General features: G+C 43.9%; 8 protein-coding genes. All 8 read left to right on the top strand.

Features of this window, described 5'->3' with window-relative positions:
* Window positions 1-45 precede the first annotated feature (45 nt).
* The 8 genes from MKY87_RS12885 to MKY87_RS12850 all read left to right on the top strand — a co-directional run bounded on the left by MKY87_RS12885 (window position 46) and on the right by MKY87_RS12850 (window position 15,589).
* Complete coding sequence (locus MKY87_RS12885; RefSeq protein WP_340964737.1) at window positions 46-1,767, top strand: phospho-sugar mutase; 1,722 nt, start codon at window positions 46-48, stop codon at window positions 1,765-1,767.
* A 217-nt stretch (window positions 1,768-1,984) separates the two neighbouring features.
* A complete protein-coding gene (locus MKY87_RS12880) occupies window positions 1,985-4,006 on the top strand; it encodes a DUF5693 family protein (RefSeq protein ID WP_338588717.1) in 2,022 nt (673 codons plus the stop codon).
* A complete protein-coding gene (gene csaB, locus MKY87_RS12875; protein ID WP_338588716.1) occupies window positions 3,982-5,163 on the top strand; it encodes a polysaccharide pyruvyl transferase CsaB in 1,182 nt (393 codons plus the stop codon). Before MKY87_RS12880 ends, csaB begins: the two co-directional genes overlap by 25 nt.
* A 7-nt stretch (window positions 5,164-5,170) precedes the next feature.
* On the top strand, window positions 5,171-5,929 hold the full coding sequence (locus MKY87_RS12870) for a WecB/TagA/CpsF family glycosyltransferase (protein WP_340964734.1): 759 nt from the start codon (window positions 5,171-5,173) through the stop codon (window positions 5,927-5,929).
* Between the two features lie 364 nt (window positions 5,930-6,293).
* Complete coding sequence (locus MKY87_RS12865) at window positions 6,294-7,421, top strand: glycosyltransferase family 4 protein (RefSeq protein ID WP_036612523.1); 1,128 nt, start codon at window positions 6,294-6,296, stop codon at window positions 7,419-7,421.
* A gap of 163 nt (window positions 7,422-7,584) precedes the next feature.
* Complete coding sequence (locus MKY87_RS12860) at window positions 7,585-11,484, top strand: S-layer homology domain-containing protein (protein ID WP_340964730.1); 3,900 nt, start codon at window positions 7,585-7,587, stop codon at window positions 11,482-11,484.
* A 205-nt stretch (window positions 11,485-11,689) separates the two neighbouring features.
* Window positions 11,690-12,031 (top strand): hypothetical protein, encoded by a 342-nt coding sequence (locus tag MKY87_RS12855; protein WP_076332560.1) that lies wholly within the window; start codon window positions 11,690-11,692, stop codon window positions 12,029-12,031.
* Window positions 12,032-12,547: 516 nt separating this feature from the next.
* Complete coding sequence (locus MKY87_RS12850) at window positions 12,548-15,589, top strand: S-layer homology domain-containing protein (protein ID WP_340964727.1); 3,042 nt, start codon at window positions 12,548-12,550, stop codon at window positions 15,587-15,589.
* Window positions 15,590-15,654: the final 65 nt, after the last annotated feature.

The following is a 15,654-nucleotide window of genomic DNA, read 5'->3' as shown; positions in this document are numbered from 1 at the left end:
AACTCAGCACACCTGAATTTATATAGACGGAAGGGGTTTATCGGAATGGAACAGTTAAGCACAGCAGCAGCAGAGACGTTGCAGCAATGGTTGGAGGATGCTTCGATTGATGAAGCAACGAAACAGGAGCTTCGTGACTTGCAGGATCAGCCGAAAGAGCTGGAGGAACGTTTTTATAGAAACCTGGAGTTTGGTACAGGGGGATTGCGCGGAGTCATTGGTGCCGGAAGCAACCGGATGAACCGCTACACCGTAGGTCGGGCAACGCAAGGATTTGCGCGTTATTTGCTTGAGCAGCATGGTGACCAAGAAGGCAAACCTTCTGTTGTCATTGCTCATGATTCCCGTCATTTCTCACCTGAATTCACACTGGATGCTGCGCTTGTACTGGCTGGAAACGGCATTGTAGCCAAGCTGTTCCCATCCCTGCGTTCAACTCCTGAGTTGTCATTCGCGGTGCGTCATCAGAAGGCAACTGGCGGAATTGTTGTAACAGCGAGCCATAACCCACCGGAATATAACGGCTACAAAGTCTACAATCATGAGGGCGGTCAATTGGTACCGAATGAAGCGGAAAAAGTCATTCAGTACATTCAGGAAGTGCCTTCCCTTGCTGACGTGAAGAAACTGACGCAAGAAGAAGCAGAAGCTCAGGGGCTCCTGATCTGGTTGGGTGAAGACCAAGACCAAGCGTTTGTGGATACCGTAGCAAGCCGCAGTCTGAGCCGCGAACTGATTCAATCCGGCATAGGCCGTGATTTCAAAATCGTTTACACACCGCTGCACGGAACAGGCAACATCCCTGTACGTCGCGTGCTGGAGCAGATCGGATTCGAGCAAGTGCACATTGTGGCTGAACAAGAACAGCCGGATGCTGAGTTCTCTACCGTGAAATCCCCTAACCCGGAAGAACGCGAAGCGTTTACGCTTGCAATGAAGCTGGGAGAATCCGTAGGCGCTGACATTCTGATCGGAACAGATCCGGATGCAGACCGTATGGGTGCTGTTGTGAAAGACAACGATGGCAAATATTTCGTCTTGTCCGGAAACCAGTCTGGTGCGATTATGGTACATTACCTGCTCAGTCGCCTGCAAGAGACAGGTACACTGCCAAGCAACGGTGCAGTTGTCAAAACAATCGTAACAAGTGAGATGGGTGCTGTCATTGCCGAACATTACGGTGCAGAAGTGATGAACACACTGACAGGCTTCAAATATATCGGTGAAAAAATGAACCAGTTCGAAGCAACAGGCAGTCATACATTCTTGTTCGGATATGAAGAGAGTTATGGCTACCTTTCCGGCAACTATGCCCGTGACAAGGATGCTGTCCTTGCCTCGATGCTAATTGCTGAAGCAGCTGCGTATTATAAGAGCCAAGGCAAGACGCTGTATGATGTCTTGCAAGAGCTGTACAACCAATTCGGATACTTCTTGGAGAAGCTGGAGTCCCGTACGCTGAAAGGTAAAGACGGCGTGGCTCAGATTCAAGCCAAAATGACGGACTGGCGTTCCAATCCGCCACAAGAAGTAGCGGGAATTGCGGTACAAGATGTGCTGGACTATTCCCTTGGTCTGGACGGTCTTCCGAAGGAGAACGTACTGAAGTTCATTTTGGAAGACGGTTCATGGTTCTGCTTGCGCCCTTCGGGAACAGAGCCGAAGATCAAAGTATACTTCGCCGTGCGTGGAGAAAACTTGGAAGATGCGGAAAGCCGGATCGAACGTCTGGTGACTACAGTGATGTCGCGTGTAGACGCACAATAATACGAATGCAACAATGAGCAAGAACATGAGAAGGCCTCTCCGCACCGTAAGGTTGGTTGGCGGAGGGGTTTTTCTTTGAAATAATATTACAGCTGGATCTGGCATATAAGAAGGCTTGTTGACACAAGCTGTTTGTAACCTATTGTATGAATGTTAAATGAACGAATTACTTGAGCTGAACGTGCATTTGGTTCCAACACTTGAGGAGGTACATGTAGTGCGTCAAAAATGGCTTTATTGGAATAACGCTTCTCGGAAGTGGTTGTGGCTCGTCGTTATTATCGGTCTGGTTGCGTCCATCCCTGTCATCAGTGATCGGGTGCAGACAGAATCTTCTGCCAAAAAGGTGGAGCTTGTCTTCAACTATAGAGGTCTGCTGGATATTTCTGCGTATCAGGCACATCCGCAAGATTTCATGAATGAACAATTGACTCGTCTAAAAGACGCAGGCGTAACAACGATGGCAGTGTTCGAAAGTACATTGGACGAGCTAAGAAAGACACGCCGACTGATGGTGTACAATGGCCAAGATCTCGCGAACTTGACCAAAAATGTGATTCCTTCTAATGAAAATTACACGTATGTGTTATTTACATCGGAGGAAAACGCACAGACGTATACCCCTATTATTGAACAAACGTTCGCTGATCGGCAGATTCCGGTAGTACCATGGGAATATGAAGGTCGTAGCGGCTTAATATTGCAGACTCCTCCGGAGAATGCCAACATGCAGCCTTTGCAGCCCGATCCGGTTGCCGTGAAGATGCTGCGTGATAAAGGGTTCTACATTTTGCCGCGGATCTCGGACAGTGTGCCATACAGCCAGGAATCGATGGAGCGCTTGCTTACCTTCTTCGAAGAGAATGGCGTAAAGCGCATCTTGTTTGATGGTGATGCTGTGAAAGGGTACAATGATAATGCAGAGATGAAAAGTCTCGACCAATTTGCACAGTTGCTGAACAAGCACAATATTGGTCTTGCAGCCATCGAGAACTTGAAGAAACCGCAGTCTGGATTCCAGACCCTCGCTTATAAAACAGATTACAACGTTACGCGTCTGTACTCGCTTAGTGATGGAGATGCCAATCTGGACGTAGACACGATTGCTGACCGTTTTGTTCTCGCAACCAAGGATCGCAACATTCGTATGCTCTATATGAATGCATCGCCAAGCCGGAATACAGCAAAGGCTATGATTACAGATCCAATTGAGAATCTGATCAACAGCCTGGGTGAGCCAGGTCATGCGGTAGAGCGCATGGCGAAGCATGGATTCGAGCTGGGACAAGCTGAGGCATTTACAGTTAAGGATTCTTCGATTCAACGTTATGCCAAGCTGGTTGCTCTTGTTGGTGCAATTGCCATGATTGCACTTATGGTTTCTTATTTTATCCCACTGCTGACTTTGATCGCATTTGTGGTTGCTCTGGTGGGCAGTGCAGGATTGTTCCTCTTGAAACCAACGCTGCTGGAGCAAGGAATTGCCTTGCTTGTGGCCATAGCGGCGCCGACCATAGCGATGGTGCTGGCCGTTCGTACAGTGAACTATCAGCAACAGCGTCAACCAGACGCATCTGCGGGTCGCCGTTTGAAGCAAACGTTAGTTTTATATGTAAGAACTTCGATTCTGTCATTCCTGGCAGTACCTTTTGTCATCGCATTGCTTAACAGTATTACGTACAGTCTGGTGATTAACCAGTTCCGCGGCGTCAGTCTGTTGCACTTTGCACCTATGGCACTGGTAGCGATCTACATTGTGTTTTATCGTGGTTCGGGATCGTTCTCTATTAAGAAAATTAAAGAAATGCTTCGTATGCCAATTAATGTGTTAATGGTTGTTTTGGCGCTTGTTGCTGCCGTTGTTGGATACTATTACTTGAGCCGTACAGGCAACTCGGGTTCAGTAACACCATTCGAGATGTTCCTTCGTACCACGTTGGAAGATACGTTCGGTGTGCGGCCGAGATTCAAAGAATTTATGCTGGGACACCCGCTGTTTATCGTTGGCGTGTTCGCCGCTTTAAAATATCGTAAAGTCATCTTTGTGCTCATTATTGCAGCGATTGGACAATTGTCCATGGTGGATACGTTCGCGCATATCCATACGCCGGCTGTATTGTCACTCATTCGTGGAGTGATGGGATTGGGACTTGGCTTAATCTTCGGTATCATTGCTGTGGGTGTGTGGCAAGTAGCGGAAGGATGTTGGAAAAAATGGTCACCACTTCTCAAAAGTTAGTCATCTCGGGGTATTACGGATTCCGCAATAGCGGAGACGAAGCGGTGCTAAAGTCGATTTTGACAGCGCTGGAAGAGGAAAGCCAAAGGTCGAACGTCACCATTGAACCTATTGTTCTCTCGGGTGATCCCGAGTCAACAACCGCCATGTACGGTGTACGCTCCGTGCATCGCATGAAATTGAAGGAAGTCCGTGAAGCGCTCAAGGAGAGCGACGGGTTAATCAGTGGCGGAGGAAGTCTATTGCAGGATGCAACTGGACTGAAATCCATTCCTTATTATCTGGGTGTAATCAAGCTGGCTCAGATGTTGAAAAAACCAACGTTTATCTATGCACAGGGGATTGGCCCTGTGAATCGTAAAATTTTTAATCCGATGATCAAATCGGTCTTTAAGGCCTGCACCTATGTATCCGTTCGGGATGAACAATCCGCAGACTACTTGCGTGGGCTCGGGTTACAGTGGAATCAGATCCATGTTGTACCCGACCCAGTAATGGGCTTGCCATTACCTGAAACAAATTCGAAAGCTGTAGCAGGCGCTACTTCAGCAGATGCTGTTAACCAGGCTAATCGAGTGGAACCTTCAACTGGAGGACATACCAAGCTTCCTGTGATCGGCATTTCGGTACGTTTTTGGGAATCAGACCGGAAGGAACTTACGGCTATTGCCGCAGGATTGAAAAAGTTGTGCTCCAAAAGAGCTGTGCACTTGCGTTTTCTGCCATTCCATTTGCCAGTTGATGAACAGGCTTCACGATTCCTTATGGAAATGCTCGGTGATGTGAGCAGCAAAGGCAGTGAGATTAGCATCACAGAAGATCTGACCGATCCTCAGCTTATGCTGGAGGAAGTCAGCAAGTGTGATCTTGTCATCGGTATGCGTCTGCACAGTCTGATTTATGCGGCATCACAGTATGTGCCTCCGGTGGGCATCTCGTATGATCCGAAAATTGATCAATTCCTGCTTCGCCTGGATAGTGAACCAGCAGGCAATACGGATACACTCGATGGCGACAAACTCGCGAAGACTGTTGTTGGACTGCTGGATCAACGTTCACAGTGGTTGAAGGAACATGAAGAAGGTATCACCCAACTGAAGCAGGAAGCCAGAGTGCCTGCACAGCAGATTATTAACTATTTAGGCCGCAAAGGATGAGATAAAGATGAGTCAGACCGGATCAATACCTACCGTTTCGATCTACGGCATTCCTTTTTCCAAACTGACGATGAAAGAAACGGTAAAGGTTCTTCAGGAAGCTGTGCTGTCCAAGCAACCACGCCAAGTCATTACAGCTAACCCGATTATGGTTATGGCTGCACTGGAAAATCCCGCAATCATGGAAGTCATGCAGGCTGCGGATTTGATTGTTCCTGATGGAACAGGTGTCGTATGGGCTGCAAACTATTGTGGAGATCCTGTAGCTGAGCGTGTGCCGGGTTTTGAGCTTTTACATGAATTGCTGCGTGTTGGAGAAAACTATCGATGGGGCGTATATCTGCTGGGTTCCACCCCTGAGGTGATTCAAGAAACGGCAGTTCGGTTACAACAGCAGTATCCGGCGATTCGAATTGTGGGTTATCGCGACGGTTATTTTGGTCCGGCTGAGGATGAACAGGTCGTCGCTTCCATACGGGAAGCATCACCTGATCTGTTGTTTGTAGCACGTGGGGCCGACACTCAAGAACCGTGGATTCACAAACACAAAGATGCACTGCAAGTTCCCGTAACCATGGGCGTTGGCGGCAGCTTTGATGTGATTTCGGGTAAAACCAAACGTGCGCCTGTCCTGTTCCAAAAGTTAAGACTGGAGTGGTTTTATCGCTTATTGCGTGAACCAAGCCGTGCTGGCCGGATGCTTGCGCTTCCGAAATTCGCTGTTAAGGTGATGCGGGACAAAGAAAACGTGACGAAAGTCCGTTAAAAACAGGTAATTGCGAGATAAATGCTTGTTTTTGCTAGAAATTGAGGATGGCTTTTCGGGTGTGATGAGCGTATAATTCATTCCGGATTACATGTGTGCCACTCAAATGAAACTTTAAGTTGCACGTTGCCACTTCAATGTCAGAATAACCTTTTGATCGCTGTTATCTCTGGATTTCTTTTTACAAGGTTGAAATCCCGCGATAAAGGCGAACGCTTCGCTTCTACAGGTTATTTCTGCCCTCTCCGTTCTGGTGCAAATGGCATTTCATCAAAAGTGACTAACAATAATTTTTTATATATAAAAAGAGATCAGGGGATTTATAATTTCGTACAGGTATTATAATTGGGGGTCGAATGTTCAAATGGTAGCGATCTTTATCATTGGATTTATCGTGTCAATGGGACTGGCTCTTGCCCTGACACCACTTGTCAAAAAGTTCGCAGTCCGCATTGGCGCAATGGATACGCCGAATGCACGTAAAGTACACACACGGATCATGCCACGTCTTGGTGGTCTGGGGATATTCCTGGCCTTTATTATTACAGTTGCCGCATTGCTTCCTTTTGTATCGGCATGGTTCACAACTCGGGACATGAGTTTTGTCAGCGCATTTCTGATTGGTGGAACAATTATCGTGCTGATCGGAGCACTCGATGATCGGTTTGAACTGTCGGCCAAAGTGAAGTTGCTTGGTCAGATCGTTGCTGCTTCTGTCGTTGTATTCGGATTTAATATCCGGGTAGATTTTGTTAACATTCCTTTTCAGGATTCCTATTCTTCACTCGAAGCTTGGGTATCCATTCCGCTGACGATCTTATGGATCGTTGGTGTAACGAATGCGATTAACCTGATTGATGGTCTGGATGGTCTGGCAGCTGGTGTATCTGGTATTGCAATTGGTACCATTGCCGTAATGTCCTTCCTGATGGGTAACATGATGATCGCTTTGATGTGCCTTGTGTTGTTGGGTAGCATCATTGGATTCCTGTTTTTCAACTTCCACCCAGCCAAGATCTTCATGGGAGATACCGGATCGCTATTCCTTGGTTTCTCTCTGGCGATGCTCTCTATGCTCGGATTCAAACAAATTGCTATCGTGTCCTTTATTACCCCGCTGATCATTATCGGTGTGCCGCTCTCGGATACCTTCTTCGCGATTATCCGTCGTGCAGTACAGCGGAAACCGATTTTCGCACCGGATAAAGGTCACCTGCATCACTGCTTGCGTGAACTTGGATTCAGTCACCGTCAGACGGTACTGATCATTTATGGAATTGCCGCATTCTTCGGAGTTCTGGCGATTATCCAATCGTCCGCTGCCATGTTTGAAGCGAACTGGGTAACATTCGTGGTCATCTGTATCATGATGTTCTTCCTCCAGGTGGGAGCAGAAGTCATCGGACTTGTTAGCAAAACGAGAAGACCGGTTATTAACTTCCTGATGCGCATGCGCGTCAAGCTGAATCCGGAGACCCGTTCGAAATCATAAATAGATAAATGTAATGGTTATAGCTATTCTTGAATATTATTCCAGACCCAACCTTATCCCTTGTGGATAAGGTTTTTTGTTTATTTTGAGATTTTTACTAAATAATTGGAACCTTTTGCCGATATATAAAGGTAACTGACTTAAAAAGAGGAGAGATGATTGAATGCAACGTACGAAGAAGCCGTTAATCTGGCTGATGATGGTGGCACTGGTTGTATCTCTAATACCAGCTGGCCTTGCACCAGTCGCATCGGCGGCGGGACAGACGAGTTATTTTACTCCTGATAATACAGCCAACGTTCCATTGAAAAGTACAGTAGGACTCAAAATGACTGGAACAGGCTCTGATGTTCTTTCTCGTTCGACTGCTTTTGTGGTAACTAGCGCGGAGCAAGCTGTAACAGGTACGTTTACGAATGTTACTGGCTCAACGTTGGGTGCCAACGTACAGCTATTGAATTTAAAAGATGGAACATGGGTTCCAGATAGTTCAAGATTAGCACCAGCTGTTGTCACAGTTGATCCTAATCGCCCGGATAATCGCTTTAACGCAACACTTACCTTGTTCCCCGGAATGAACAAAGTGACGTTTACCGGCTCCCAAGGTCCAAGTGAGCGTTCCGAAAGCTTTTATATTTTGTATGACTCTGTACCCTACATTGAGAAACTGCAAGTTTTGGGTGGAGCGGATAACCTCGATCTGAATGAAGGATCGCAGGTTGTTGTGGATACGGGTGATGTGACGATTCAAGGTGTAGCTCACAACTCCTCCAAAGTAACAGTAACACTGAATAATGGTGAGGCTTTACCAACATCTTTATCTACACAAGATGGTACATTCTTCTCACCAATGCTTCGATTAAAATCAGGTAAGAATGATCTGGTTGTAACGATTGAAAGCGGAGTAGACAAAAATAAATTCACGTATTCTCTGCTCTACTATGATGAAGAAAATCCGTTCTCTCAGCTCGATCTGAAAGAGGGCTCAGATGGGCTGTCTCAGAGTATGTTAACTGATCGGCCTACGTATGGGGGGGATCCTGCACAAGCCAGTGTGATGGTTGAATTGCTTTTGCCGGATGATAAAACCACTGCTATTCCTGAAATTTCTGTGGATGGTACGTTGACTAGCATTGTTCCCAAGATTGAACCTATTCCTAGTGTGGGGATCAACACACCTTCATATTCTCTGTTTTCATTCGAAATTCCATCTTTGAAGTTTACAGAATCAACAATTGGCACACCTCCAGTCACCTCGATTGATTCTTTACAGAATCATTCGTTGACTGTCAAATATGGAAAAAACACTGCGAGTGCAAACATGAATTTTCAATATCTTGAGAACGAAACGGTAATTACGGATTTAAGATACCTTAAAGACTACAGCGGTTCTGGCGTTGCACCAGAAGGGGTACCACTTTCAGGTTCTAGTGTCACTTCTGCAGATTTCTATATCCTCGTAGAGACTAGCAGAAATCCTAATGGAAGCTTGTTGACAGCGGAATATCTTCCAAGGAGCACAAGCCCAATTGAACTTTCACCAACGCCTATACAGGTATCTCCAACGAAATATATTTATCAAATTAAAGGTTTCAAAAACGGAAATCAAACCGTTCAGTTTAAATTTACTGGATCAAAATCAAGCAAAAACGCAACGATCTCATTTGCGTCCAAAAACTATATTTTTGTGAGCAACCTGACGGATGGCCAAACATATGATATGAATTCCAAAAAAACAGATAAATTGTTGCTTGAAGGTAAGTACGTTGATTTTGCTACATTAGATAGCAACTACTTTGTAGCAGAGATTTTTGCGAACGGGGTTAAAGTGTATTCAACACATCCTGTAGCGAACACTAAGCAAAAACAATTGACTTTGGGTGCTGATGGAAGTTTCAAGGATGTTGAGATTGATATCGATGGAGACACAGGACCATTATTCTTTGGGGAAAACCGTATTGTATTAACGGGAACAGGGACTGGAGATAAAGGCCAACTGAATGAAGTAACTAAAGAATTGCGTATTTACATCAATGATAACAATGTATCTACAATCAACAATTTTCAGCCTGCACCAAGTAAAAATCGCTCGACATTCCTTGATCCATATAATCCGGATGACCAATGGGTGAAAAACCTGTTTAACCTGTCCACGGATTTCACATTTGCGGACAAGAAATATACGACCAGCCTGAAAAACTTTGACTTGGCTATCCGTGGTGCAGGTGCGACTCGAATGAGCTTGAGTATGGGTACTCAAACGATTTTTGACTTGAACATACCAGATGGATCGGCAACTAATACAACTTGGCAAGATCCAATAATCTCGCCTGAGTATGCACTGAACAATGGTAATGTTATTGTGGATCGTTCCGGAAGTCAGAAGGACTTTGTGGTGCGGTTAAGAGACTTAAAAGCGGAGACACCAGGAACATACATCTACACACTGGATTTGTATAATAAAACAGGTGCAAAAACGAGCCAAAAAGTAGAAGTGGTCAGAGAAGCAGCGGGTTATCGCATCTTGGCCCCACGTCCTACTTCAGGCAGTCAAATTGTTGTAAGCAAAAACTTTGTTCATTTTGATATTGAGGCTGAAGGAGCTACTTCCGTTGTTATTGATAAAGAAACGGCTAAAAAGCTTCAAGGCACAGAAACAGATCGTTTTGCTTTGGATTATGTTGGGCTCAAGGCTGACAAAGTGAATAAAATCAAATTGACGATTGATCGCAATGGTGTCAAAACAAATGATACAGTGGAAGTGTACTATACAAGCAACACAGGTGTTGACTCTCAGTATATGGCGCCTAAGGTAGCCAACAAATATTCAGCATTCAATAAACAGCTGGAACTGAGTTTCCCGAAAGGCACGGTAATGCAGAGCACAGACCTCAGCGGGATTGCTAAATTCTATCCGAACAACAAGCTGTTGTTTGGTATTGCTGATCCGAACACAGGAATTGTGGAGCGGAAGAACGACTATGGCAGCATCGTTGGTTTCAGAACAGAAGCAGAGGATCCGAATCCATTAAGCGTTCCCGATGACTATTATAGAAGGTTCTCCGCAATTGTAGGGGACTCTGTCAACTTTAGCCCAATTTCCGAAATTTACTGGGTAAGCGGCGGCCTTGGGGAGTCGGGTACAAGAGGAGATAATAATTACAAAGAGCCAACGAATGGAATTGGCCCTTATACTGTAGATTCGTTATACGGTAATCCTTTGACGCCTGCAGAGCGAAAAATCAAACCGTCACAACGGGGTACATTAACTCTTGCTTATGATCCGAATGTAGTAGATGATGCTGGTTCAACAATCTCTGTATTTTATTATTCTCCAAGCAGAGAGTGGAGACGGATTGGCGGCGAAGTGGATTCGAAGAAGCATACAGTGACCGTTCCTTTTGATGAGTTTGGTTATTATAAAGTAATGAAGCTGAGAAGAAGTTATAACGATATTACGAACCATGGGTGGGCAAGAAACATTCTAAATGCACTCTATGCTAAAGGATTCATGGCTCCATTGCGCTTTGAACAATTCGGTACAGATGATCGTACATCACGTGGAGAGTTTGCAACTCTTCTTGTGAAAGGTCTGAATTTACCAATTACGTCCGATAGTAGAAGAACATTTACGGATGTTGCACCAGGTACAAGTTCATTCACATGGGATTATGACAGTATCGAGACCGCAGCAAGAGCGGGTATCATTACTGGCTTGACAGATGGTGTATTCGGACCGGATCGTCCGCTGACACGCGAACAGGCTGCAGTGATGATTGCACGGGCACTAGAACTGAAAATGGCTGCTAATGATAGCAAACTTCAAAGTGCCCTTGCGAAGGCATTCATCGATTCCGGCAGCATGGAGAGTTATGCTGGACCAGCGGTACAAGCTGTGACCAAAGCCAAGATCATGGAGGGTTCTCCGGTTACAGTGGCTGGACAGAAGAAGCCACAATATGCATTTAACCCGAAAGGTAATCTGACGCGTGCAGAAGCAGGTAAAATTGCTGTTGAATTACTGAAAAAGAGCACAAAAGTATTCCCTAAAAACTTAAGCTAGTTTTGAGATGAATTGATGAATTTTAGGAAGGACCTGTCCCTCATACTAAAGGGGCGGGTTCTTTTTATGACTGTGTAGCAACTGATATAGAACTCTTTTATAATAGAAGAAATCTGTTTTTTACCAATAACTATTTTTGTAATTTGCTAGAGATTAAGATACAATAACGGTAAATACACAATGATCTAGAGGGTGAAGTTAGCTAATGAAACCGATTTATTCGAGAGCCCAATTGGGTTACATGAAGGCAAAGACACAGTTCGAGAAGCAGGCAGTCATTCTGGAGAAAAAGTTGGAAGATACACGTAAGACAGAGGAGATCTCTCAGGAAGTAATGGAAGGACTTGTACAGTCAACTGGTTTCCATGATGCGTATAACAGTCTGGTTCTGGCCGAGAATGAATTGATTGAATGGTCTCACACCACGATGAAGCATGAGAAGACATACCGGGAGAACAGACAACCAATTGACGATATGTATCTGAGATTGAATAGTGATCCGAATATGCGTGCTCAGATTATTGAGCTAGCGATGAAGATCCGCTAAGTTATAGTCACTTATCCAAGAAGAGGGCCCTTAAGGGCCCTCTTCTTTTATTTTTAATTTTGTAGAATTTGTCGCTTCATCGTGGAAAATAACGGGTATAAATAAACGTCTAAATCATTTCTTACACATGGTGATTTCGAACAAAGCGTCATAAATACATCTGCATTAATGGTTTTGAACCCGTTATAGACCCGCACTGCATCAATACATAAATAAATTCAAAACTTTTTTTGAGGAATCCGCAACTTTTTGAAATCTGCTGCGTTTAAGATGTAGAGTCGAAAACATTGGGCAACTTACCAAGAATGACCTCGTGAAGAATCTTGTCTATTTATTAGAAAAAATTGCTTTACGGCACGAGAGACCCATTGTATAATACGTAAGGTAGGATTAGGAAACTACTCTATTTACGTATGATTCTATCTTTTATTCTTGTTTACAAGTTTCTGTGATATGCTCACAGACATCATTTATATTAACTTGCTCATAACTCTGGAAAGGGGGTGCGACAATAGAATGAGGAATACGAGCGACCCTATTAAAGAAAATTCCAATGTTATGAACGCCCAAGGAGGAGACAAAAAGGTTATGAAGAAAATTTTATCCGTAGCACTGTCTACAGCAATGGCATTCTCAATGTTTGCATCTGTAGCATTCGGTGACACAGCAGTAACACCACAACAACAGTTTGATGCATTGAAAGCAAAAGGTATCTTCAATGGTTACCCAGATGGCACAGCTGGTCTGGACAAAGAGATGACTCGCGCTGAGTTCGCAAAAGTTATCACTAAATTGTTGGGTCTGAAAGAGATCACTGGAACTCTTTCTTACAACGACAAAAACTACACAGCTAAAAACTGGGCTGTACCTTACATCGAAGCAGTAACTGCTGCAGGTATCATGGAAGGTAAAAACGTAGAGAAAAAAATCTTCGACTTCAATGGTAAAGTGACAGTAGCTGAAATGGCTACAATCTTGACTCGTGCACTTGATCTTGAAATCCCAACTGAAACTAACAACAACGCAGCAGCATGGGCTAAAGGTTATGTTCAAGCAGCGATCAACGCAGGTCTGATCGACGCTAACGCTAACTTCTCTGGTAATGCTTCCCGTGAATTGTTGGTAGGTGCAGCTTACTCCATCGATCAAGCTCAAAGCATTAAAGTTGAATCTTACACAGTATCCGAAGCTGGTAAAGTAGTTGAGTTCAAAATCAGCGACGGCGAAACTGTAAAAGTAACTTTGGATAAAGCTCTTGAAGCTAACAAAGAAACTGAAGTGAAATTTACTTACAAAGATAAAACTTTCACTGAAAAAGTTACTTATGTTGTAACTGCAGCTCAAAAAGTTGTTAGTGCAACTGCTAACAACCTTAAACAAGTTGTTGTAACATTTGATGGTGATGTTGATGCTGATAGCGCTGAACTTGAGTCTAACTACACAGTAGACGGATTCAAATTCAAATCTGCTACATTGTCTTCTGACAAGAAAACAGTAACTTTGTTGCTGCCAGCAGAGCAAACATTCACTTCCCAAAAAGCTTACAAGTTGAATGTAAGCAATGTTAAAAACTCTGACAAATCAAAAGTGTTCAAAGAGACAGTAACAGTGACTCCAGTTGACACTACTTTGCCAGAAGTTTCAGAAGTAAAAGGCCTCGGAACTAAAGCTTTCAAAGTTGTATTCTCTGAGCCGGTTAAAGCTTCTTCTGTAAACACAACTTCTAACTTCCGCATCGACGGTAAAGCAATTTCTGGATATGTTAACTTCACTTATCCAAGTGTTGCAGTTATCACAACTGACCTGAGCGTTGGTAAACACACATTGACAGTAAATGGTGTTGAAGACTATGCAGGTTACAAACTTCTGCAAAAAGAAGTTGAGTTCGAAGTAGTTGAAGACACTACAGCTCCAGAAGTAGTTAGTGCTAAAGCTACAAACCTGAATAAAGTTGAAATCGAGTTTAACGAGTCTGTTAAATCCGTGAGCAAAGCTTACCACACGTCTTCTGGTAAAACAGGAACTGTTACTGTTGAAGATAACAAAGTAACTGTTGACTTCGAAAACGACAACAAGCTTAGCTTGGGTGAAAACACAATTACTTTGGAAGGCGTAACAGACTATAGCAACAACTCTGCTACACGTACTTCTAAAGTGACTCCAGTGATTGACACTACTCGTCCAGAAGTTGCTTCTGTAACTGCTGAAGTTTACAACAACAACCACGTATTCACTATTGAATTCAGCAAAGCTGTTGAATCTACTGATGTTCTGAAAACAGCTAACGCTAATTTCACTTTGAAAAATGAAAAAGGCGAACTGGTTACTACTAGAGGCTTCACAGCAGCTGGTCACCCAGTTAATGCTCCTAAATTCGTAGATGGTACTGGTAACAAGCGTGTTCAAATCACTACAATCGGTGAGTTGCCACAAGGTAAATACACTTTGGAAATCGCTGGTATCCGTGATATCGCTGCAATTGCAAACACAATGTTGCCGTACTCCACAACTGTGGATGTAAGTGACATTGCTAAACCAAAAGTTAACGATGCTTGGTTCGTTCAAGAGAACACTGGCAATGGTTCTCTGAGAGATCTTGACATCTATGTTACATTCAGTAAAGAAATGGCTGCAACTGGTAACGGTAGCGTTATCGATGCAAACAAATATAACTACCAAATTAACAATGGACCTTTGTTGCCACTTCCAAACAATACTGAGGTAACTCAAGTAAATGCACAGCAAGTACGCATTTCCTTGCCTGCTAAAGAAAATGGATACTTGGGCGCAAATGATACTTTGAAACTGCGTATCGCTAATGTTGCAGATACTAAAGATAACTACATCGCTGGTAACGTAGTTAGTGATTTAGCTGTAGTGGCTAAAGCTGAAAGAACAATCGGTGTTGAGTCTGTTAAAGCTGTATCTGACAAAAAGATTGATGTTCAATTTGACGGATACCTGTCTTCTGTAAGTGCAAGTGACTTCGCTATTAGTGCGACTGGAGCAACTTATGGTTTGAAATTGAACAGTGTTGACACTAAGGACGGTAACACATTGGCTCACTTCGAAATCTCTACTGGTGAATCTTTGGCTGCTGTTCCTGCAAATGCAAACTTCACTTCCATTACTGCTGCAAACATTCAATCCGTAAGCCCTAACGGTATTAAAGTTGCAGGAAGTCTGAGCAAAGCTTTGACTGATGGTATCGCGCCTAAATTGGCAGCAAACAACAACTTCAGTGTTGTTGAAGGTGCTGTTCAAAACGGTAAGAAACAATACACTGCTACATTGACATTCAACGAAGACCTAAATGTTGCTAACAACACTACTGGCTTCTTGGCTCGTCTTGGCGGATCCGAAGCTACCGTTATTGCAGTTGCTGCTGGTGCTAATAATCAAGTAGTAGTTACATTTGAAGCTGCTTCTACTACACAATTGGCTGGTTCTTATGTAGAACTGTACCTCAATTCTACAAATGCAACTAACAAATTCGTAACTGACAAATCCGGTAACGCTGCTGATGCTTCCAACGTTTCCGTACAAAGACAGTACTAATTTATAAGTTTTTCGGAGAAGACCCTTAGAGGAATCTAAGGGTCTTTTTTTATTGTGGTTTATTC

The sequence above is a fragment of the Paenibacillus sp. FSL R7-0198 genome (assembly GCF_038000415.1).
In the GTDB taxonomy this organism is placed as follows: Bacteria; Bacillota; Bacilli; order Paenibacillales; family Paenibacillaceae; genus Paenibacillus.
Note: the sequence above shows the minus strand (reverse complement) of the source record. Positions and strands in the feature narration are given on the sequence as shown.

Excerpts from the sequence above, each read along its gene's own strand:
- MKY87_RS12885 (WP_340964737.1), top strand. The coding sequence starts at position 46 with ATGGAACAGTTAAGCACAGCAGCAGCAGAGACGTTGCAGCAATGGTTG.
- csaB (WP_338588716.1), top strand. The coding sequence starts at position 3,982 with ATGGTCACCACTTCTCAAAAGTTAGTCATCTCGGGGTATTACGGATTC.
- MKY87_RS12870 (WP_340964734.1), top strand. The coding sequence starts at position 5,171 with ATGAGTCAGACCGGATCAATACCTACCGTTTCGATCTACGGCATTCCT.
- MKY87_RS12865 (WP_036612523.1), top strand. The coding sequence starts at position 6,294 with ATGGTAGCGATCTTTATCATTGGATTTATCGTGTCAATGGGACTGGCT.
- MKY87_RS12860 (WP_340964730.1), top strand. The coding sequence starts at position 7,585 with ATGCAACGTACGAAGAAGCCGTTAATCTGGCTGATGATGGTGGCACTG.
- MKY87_RS12855 (WP_076332560.1), top strand. The coding sequence starts at position 11,690 with ATGAAACCGATTTATTCGAGAGCCCAATTGGGTTACATGAAGGCAAAG.
- MKY87_RS12850 (WP_340964727.1), top strand. The coding sequence starts at position 12,548 with ATGAGGAATACGAGCGACCCTATTAAAGAAAATTCCAATGTTATGAAC.